General features: G+C 73.4%; 6 protein-coding genes. 4 read left to right on the top strand and 2 right to left on the bottom strand.

What is annotated here, in order from left to right:
* The first annotated feature begins 121 nt into the window (after positions 1–121).
* Both E1166_RS28665 and E1166_RS28660 read left to right on the top strand, forming a co-directional pair.
* The gene (locus E1166_RS28665) at positions 122–1,753 is read left to right on the top strand and encodes a WG repeat-containing protein (RefSeq protein ID WP_132342992.1); all 1,632 of its coding nucleotides are present in this window, start codon (positions 122–124) and stop codon (positions 1,751–1,753) included.
* 26 nt (positions 1,754–1,779) lie between these two features.
* Positions 1,780–2,778, top strand: a complete 999-nt coding sequence (locus E1166_RS28660) for an aldo/keto reductase family protein (protein ID WP_132270834.1) — start codon at positions 1,780–1,782, stop codon at positions 2,776–2,778.
* A gap of 261 nt (positions 2,779–3,039) precedes the next feature.
* Here the strand turns inward: E1166_RS28660 and E1166_RS28655 are convergent, their stop codons facing one another.
* A complete protein-coding gene (locus tag E1166_RS28655; protein ID WP_132342991.1) occupies positions 3,040–3,837 on the bottom strand; it encodes a site-2 protease family protein in 798 nt (265 codons plus the stop codon).
* Entirely contained in the window at positions 3,837–4,037 is a 201-nt protein-coding gene (locus E1166_RS28650) for a hypothetical protein (RefSeq protein WP_132342990.1), read from the bottom strand. Before E1166_RS28650 ends, E1166_RS28655 begins: the two co-directional genes overlap by 1 nt.
* A gap of 225 nt (positions 4,038–4,262) precedes the next feature.
* Between E1166_RS28650 and E1166_RS28645 the strand changes: the two genes are divergently transcribed.
* Together E1166_RS28645 and E1166_RS32765 are read left to right on the top strand one after the other, a co-directional pair.
* Complete coding sequence (locus E1166_RS28645) at positions 4,263–4,451, top strand: hypothetical protein (protein WP_132270839.1); 189 nt, start codon at positions 4,263–4,265, stop codon at positions 4,449–4,451.
* 75 nt (positions 4,452–4,526) lie between these two features.
* Positions 4,527–6,481: serine/threonine-protein kinase (locus tag E1166_RS32765; RefSeq protein ID WP_207914604.1), on the top strand; the 1,955-nt coding region annotated here is incomplete at its 3' end.

The following is a 6,481-nucleotide window of genomic DNA, read 5'->3' as shown; positions in this document are numbered from 1 at the left end:
GCCGTCCCCCGTCGTCTCACCGTCGGGGACACTGCCGATCGTCGTACGGCCCGTGCCCACACCGACGGTCGAACCCACACCCGCCCCGCAGGCCAAGCCGACGGTCGAGCCGAAGCCGGCGATGGAGGCCGCGCCGGCCCAGGCGGCGCCCGTCGCGGAGGTGCCTGCCGCCGATTCGCCCGAGCAGGCCATCACGCCACTCGACCAGCCGACCCCCGCACCACCGGTGCCGGTCTCCGCACCACCGAACCCGGTCTCCGCACCACCGAACCCGGTCTCCGCACCACCGGTCGTCGCCGTGGAAGAACCGAGGGTCACGGAGCGCGCGGCACCGCCGGCGGCCGAACCCGGTGTCGGGTTGGGCCGCGACACGACCGACGCCGGGACGTCGGCCGGCACCGACCAGCCGGCTCTCCCGCCGGCACCCGGGACCGAGGATCCGGTGACGCACGGCGACCCGGAGCAACTGCTGGCCGCGTACCAGTGGCGGCTCGACCCGGAGACGCTGCGCGAAACCGTGGACGACCCGGACGAGTTGCGGGCGCTGCGGCGGCGGCTCACCGAGAAACTCGCGGTCTCCCTGGACAACCGGGCCCGCGCCCGGCTGCTGAGCCTGCGCGCCGTCGTCTCCCGGATCGTCGACGACCTGGACGACGCGCTCGCCGACGGCCGGCTCGCCCTCACCTACGCCGAGGCGACCGGGGAACTGCGTCGCACCGCGCTGGCCCGCGCCCGGCTGGCCGAGGTGCTCCGCCGCCGGGGCGAGCACGCCGAGGCGGACCGCCTCTTCGCCGAGGCCAACTCGGCGGAGTTGCCGGACCGGCTACGGGCGGCGATGCACGAGCACGCGGGCCGGTCCTGCTACGACCAGGGCCGGCTGATGGAGGCGTGCGCACACTTCGAACGGGCGCTGGACCTGCGCCGGGTCGACGACCCGGAGCTGACCGAGCGGATCATGATCTCCCTGGACGCGGTGCACGCCCGGGCCGTCGCCAACGGCGGCTTCGGGCCGTACCCCCGTAGCCGGCAGGAGGTGCTGCGCGGGCGCCGCTCCCCGGTGCCGACCCGGGACAGCGGCCCGGACCGGTGGGGTTACGCGGACGTCGACGGCGAACTGGTCATCGACTACCGGTACGCCGAGGCGCAGCCCTTCTGCGAGGGCGTGGCCTGGGTACGCCGCCCCGACGCCGGCGGCTGGGAGTTGATCGACGAGGCCGGAACCACGGTGATCGCCCCCGGCTACGCCGCGGTGCGGGCCTTCTCCGACGGACTGGCCTGGGTCTCTCGCGGCGGCGCGGACTGGACCGCGATCGAGCCGGACGGAACCGAGGTGGCCTCCGGCGGCTTCGAGGAGGTCCGGCCGTTCCGCAGGGGCGTGGCAGCGGTGCGCCGGGGCGGGGTGTGGGGTGCGGTCGACCGGCGCGGCCGGCTGGTCGTGCCACCCCGCTACCAGGCGTTCCGGACCATGCTCGCGGACGGCCGGCCGGTGGACGGCTTCACCGACGAAGGGCTGGCCGTGGTGGAGGCCGGTGGTCTGCGTGGCGTGGTGGACCGGGCGGGGAACCTGCTCGTCGCGCCCGCCCACCCGCAGTTGATGATCCACCCGGTGGCGTTCCTGGCCACCGACCGCGCCGGCCGGTGGGGGGCGCTGGATCGGCGTGGCGGGCCGCTGATCGACCCGGTGCACCCGGGCCGGGACGCCGTGCTGGCCGAGATCGACCTGCTGCTGGCCGACACCCGTCCGGTGCTCTGACGGTTCCACCGGGCTAGGGTCGGGGGATGGAATTCCGACACCTAGGTCGCTCGGGCCTGATGGTCAGCGAGATCTCGTACGGCAACTGGATCACCCACGGCTCCCAGGTCGAGGAGGAGGCGGCGCTGGCCTGTGTGCGGGCCGCTCTGGACACCGGCATCACCACCTTCGACACCGCCGACGTGTACGCCGGCACCCGGGCCGAGGAGGTCCTCGGCAAGGCTCTGGCCGGCGAGCGCCGGGAAGGGCTGGAGATCTTCACGAAGGTCTACTGGCCGACCGGTCCGGGCCGCAACGACCGGGGCCTGTCCCGCAAGCACATCATGGAATCGATCAACGGCTCGCTGCGCCGGCTGCGCACCGACTACGTGGACCTCTACCAGGCCCACCGGTACGACTACAGCACGCCGCTGGAGGAGACGATGGAGGCCTTCGCCGACGTCGTGCACTCGGGCAAGGCGCACTACATCGGCGTCTCCGAGTGGAAGGCGTCCCAGATCCGCGAGGCGCACGGCCTCGCCCGCGAGCTGCGCATCCCGTTGGTGTCCAACCAGCCGCAGTACTCGATGCTGTGGCGGGTCATCGAAACCGAGGTCGTGCCCACCAGCGAGGAGTTGGGTGTGGGGCAGATCGTCTGGTCGCCGATGGCGCAGGGCGTGCTCTCCGGCAAGTACCTGCCGGGTCAGCCGCCGCCGGCCGGGTCCCGGGCCACCGACGAGAAATCCGGCGCCAACTTCATCAGGGCGTGGCTGACCGACGAGGTGCTCTCCCGGGTGCAGCGGCTCAAGCCGCTCGCGGAGCAGGCCGGGCTGACCATGCCGCAGCTGGCCATCGCCTGGGTGTTGCAGAACCCGAACGTCTCCTCGGCGATCGTCGGGGCGTCCCGGCCCGAGCAGGTGCACGACAACGTCAAGGCGGCCGGTGTGACGCTCGACGTCGAACTGTTGAAGGCGATCGACGAGATCGTCGAGCCGGTCACCGAGCGCGACGCGGCGAAGACCGAGAGCCCGGCCCAGCGGCCCTGACGCCTTCCCGGGCCGGCGCGGGCTCTCCGCGCCGGCCCGACCCTTTCTCCGGGTACGCCCGGCCTTACGGTGGGCAGCGCGGCCGGCCTGGGGGCCGATAAAGGCAGTGTGGGCGCTACAGACCTGATCGCACTGACGGATCGGCCCCGCGCCGCCGATCCGTCAGTGCGATCAGGTCTGTAGGTCCTCGACCCTCACCCCCGAGGGCCGGGGACGGTGTCGCGGACGTGCGGCGGCCGACGCGGCAGTCGGCTGTCGCGGTCAGCCCTGCCAGAAGCGGATCAGTTCCAGCCCCAGGCCGTAGAGCCAGCTCGGCAGCCCCAGCGCGTCACCGAGGGCGAAGACCGCGTCGAAGAACCAACCCCCGATGCGCGGATTCCACAGCAGCGCGAAGAGCAGGAGGAAACCGAACGGGGCGAACAGGTCGTACATCCGCCGCCACTGCGGGTTCAGCCAGGGCTGAATCATGTTGCCGCCGTCCAGGCCGGGTATCGGCAGCAGGTTGAGCAGGCTCGCGGTGAGCTGGAGGAAGGCCAGCAGTGCCAGCCCGGCCCAGAACTCCACCGGCCCGCCGAACACGCCGGACCCGATACGCAGCGCCGCCACCAGCACCAGCGTGAACAGCACGTTGGTGGCCGGGCCGGCGAGGCTGACCAGGGTGTGGCGTACCCGGCCCGGAATGGCGTGCCGGTCCACCCACACCGCGCCACCGGGCAGACCGATGCCGCCGAGCAGCACCACCACCACGGGCAGCACGATCGACAGCAACGGGTGGGTGTACTTCAGCGGGTTCAACGTCAGGTAGCCGCGGTGGGCGATGTCCCGGTCGCCGGCCCGGTACGCCACCACCGCGTGGGCGTACTCGTGCAGGCAGAGCGAGACCAGCCAGCCCGAGACGACGAAGAGGAAGACGTCGAACCGGACGTTGCCGAACCCGTTCCAGGCCATCACCCCGCTGGCCACGAAGAGCGCGACCAGGGCGAGGAAGACCGGACTGGGCCGGAACGCCGCCCGGGGCACCCCGAGGACCAGTGGCTCCCCGGGACGGTCGTACCCCATCACTCCGCCGTCGGCAGCAGGCTCATCCGGTACTCCACCCGGTCGTCCTCGACGAGCGCGACCGAGGTGACGCCGGACGCCGCGAGTTCCCGCCAGGTCTGGCCGATCCACGACTCGGCGTCCGCCTGACTGCTGAACGACTCCGCCGGCCCCTCGACCGCCGTGCCGTCCGCGCCCTCGTACCGCCAGCTCCACGCCATGCCGCGTCTCCCCTCGCCGCTGTGCCGTCCCCGGGGACGGATCCCCGCAAGCGTAGTCGGCCGGCCCGGACAACGGCTGTTGCTCACCCGGCGCAGCGCCACCACCTGCCTGGGGCGGCAGGCCGCGCGGGTTGCAGGGTTTCCCGGCGTCTGTCGGGGTATGGGCAGGGCGGCAGCGGCGGTGCTCGGACCCGCCGCGGAACAAAGGAGGCGACGGTGGAGCGGATGCACGAGAAGGACACGGACGATCTGCGGCAGATGGCGATCCGGGGTGGCATCGAGGGAGCCGAGCACATGGACCGCGAGGAACTGCTGGACGCCCTCGTCGCCCGCCCGGGCGAGGGCGCCTGGCAGGAGGACCCGAAACCGGCGGCGCTCAACCCGAACGACTATCGATATCGTTCCCCCCGGTAACCCTCCGTCTAACCCTCCGTCGCGATCGGCGCGGCACCGTCGCAGGTTCGCGTTCCGCACCGGTACGGTGGCGCGGTGTTGACTAAGGGACTGGCGCTCAGCGATCGGTACCGGCTGAGCGAACGGGTGGCGACCGGTGGCATGGGCACCGTCTGGCGATGCGTGGACACCCTCCTCGACCGCGAGGTAGCCGTCAAGATACTGCTGCCCACACTCGTCGACGACCCCGAATTCACCACCCGCTTCCACGCCGAAGCCCGCATGCTGGCCGCCCTACGCCACCCCGGCATCGTCGCCGTCCACGACTTCGGCTCCACCACACTGCCCGACGGCAACCGGATCAGCTACCTGGTCATGGAATACGTCAACGGCGAACCCCTGCACGCCTGGATCCGCCGCGCCGGCCGACTCGACCCCACCACCACCATGTCCGCCGTCGCGCAAGCCGCCACCGCACTACACGTCGCCCACACCGCCGGCATCGTCCACCGCGACGTCAAACCCGGCAACCTCCTGGTCAAACCCGACGGCACCATCGTCCTGGTCGACTTCGGCATCGCCCGGTCCGCGGCGTCGTTGGGGCTGACCGCCAGTCACATGGTGCTGGGCAGCGCCTCCTACATGTCGCCCGAGCAGGTCAACCACCAGCCTGTGTCGCCGGCGACGGACGTCTACGCGCTCGGCGCGGTGGCGTACCACTGCCTGACCGGCCAGCCACCCTTCATCGGGGCGACGCTGTTGCAGGTGGCGTTGCAGCACGCCCAGGAACCGCCGCCGCCACTGCCCCCGGACATCCCCCCACCGGTCGCCGCCGTCGTCGAACGCGCCCTCGCCAAGAGCCCCGGCGACCGCTTCCCCACCGCGGCCGCGATGGCCGAGGCGGCCGGCGCCGCGGCGCCGGCGGTGCGCCCGGCCCTACCCGGCCCACGGTCGCCGGAGCAGGCCCTGCCCCCGCCGCCACCGTGGCCGCCGCCGGGTGACGGCTCGGCATCACCGTCCTGGTCGGCGCCGGCCGCCGACCGAGCGGCGGATCCGCCAGCGGCTCCGACCGATGATCGACCGGCGGACCCGGCCGGCTCCGAGCCTCCGTCCCCGCCGTCGAGATGGACGGCTGGCGTAGCCGGGGCTGCGCCAGCCGACCCGAGCGGCGGCATCGCTGCCCCGGTGGCGCCGTCTGGCGACCGCCCGCCAGCGCCGACCGGCGACGGACCGGCCGGGTCACCGACGGATTCGGCGTCCGGCCGGGCGGCCGCAGTCGACCAGCGCGCGGCAGCCTCACCGGCGGCACCGACGAATGACCGCCCGGCGGCCCCGGCGGACCGGGTGGGCGTACCGGGAAACAGTTCGCGGCCGACCACGCCGGCCGGTGGCCGGTCCCGGCGTCGGCGGTTGGCCGTGGCCGGCGCGGCCGGCGTCGCGGCCGCGGTGCTGGCCGGTGTCGGCCTGATCCTGGCGCTGCCGCCGGACACCCCCGGCCAGGGCGGACCGGAGCCGACCGCGGGAGGGTCGGCGGCCGGGTCGGCGATACCCGGCCCGGCCGCTGCGGTCACGAACAACGGCAGGCCCGGGCCGAGCGGCGGCACGCTGCCCGGCTGGTCGACCCCGGGAGCCGGCGGCGGCGCCGTCCCGACCGGCTCCCGGGAACCGGGACCAGGAGCGGGACCGGGATCGCAGCCGGGATCGCCACCGGGGAACCGGCCGGCACCCGAGCCGGGGGTGAGCGCCAGCAACCCGCCGCCGTCCGACCCGCCCCGCACCACGAGCCCGCCGAGGACGAATCCCTACACCCCCGAGCAGCTCTGCGGGAACGGCTTCGAGGTCGTCGACTCGGCGGCGCTGGTCGCGGACGGGGTACGCACCGGGCGGGTCTATCTGCTCCGCAAGTCTCCGGCCCGGGTGAAATGCGTCGTCACCCTGAAGGAGGTCGCGCTCGGCGAGGCCACGGCCGTGTCGGCGTACCTGGAGGTGCAGGGGAAGAAACGCAAGGTCGACAGTGGTTCCTCCGAGTATCACGCCGGACCGGTCCAGGT

It is taken from the genome of Micromonospora sp. KC213 (genome assembly GCF_004348325.1).
GTDB lineage: Bacteria > Actinomycetota > Actinomycetes > Mycobacteriales > Micromonosporaceae > Micromonospora.
This window is presented reverse-complemented; position numbering and strand designations above follow the sequence as displayed.

What these genes read in the sequence shown, in the direction of transcription:
- E1166_RS28660 (WP_132270834.1), top strand. Translation starts at nt 1,780, where the DNA reads ATGGAATTCCGACACCTAGGTCGCTCGGGCCTGATGGTCAGCGAGATC.
- E1166_RS28650 (WP_132342990.1), bottom strand. Translation starts at nt 4,037, where the DNA reads ATGGCGTGGAGCTGGCGGTACGAGGGCGCGGACGGCACGGCGGTCGAG.
- E1166_RS28665 (WP_132342992.1), top strand. Translation starts at nt 122, where the DNA reads ATGGAGGCCGCGCCGGCCCAGGCGGCGCCCGTCGCGGAGGTGCCTGCC.
- E1166_RS28645 (WP_132270839.1), top strand. Translation starts at nt 4,263, where the DNA reads ATGCACGAGAAGGACACGGACGATCTGCGGCAGATGGCGATCCGGGGT.
- E1166_RS28655 (WP_132342991.1), bottom strand. Translation starts at nt 3,837, where the DNA reads ATGGGGTACGACCGTCCCGGGGAGCCACTGGTCCTCGGGGTGCCCCGG.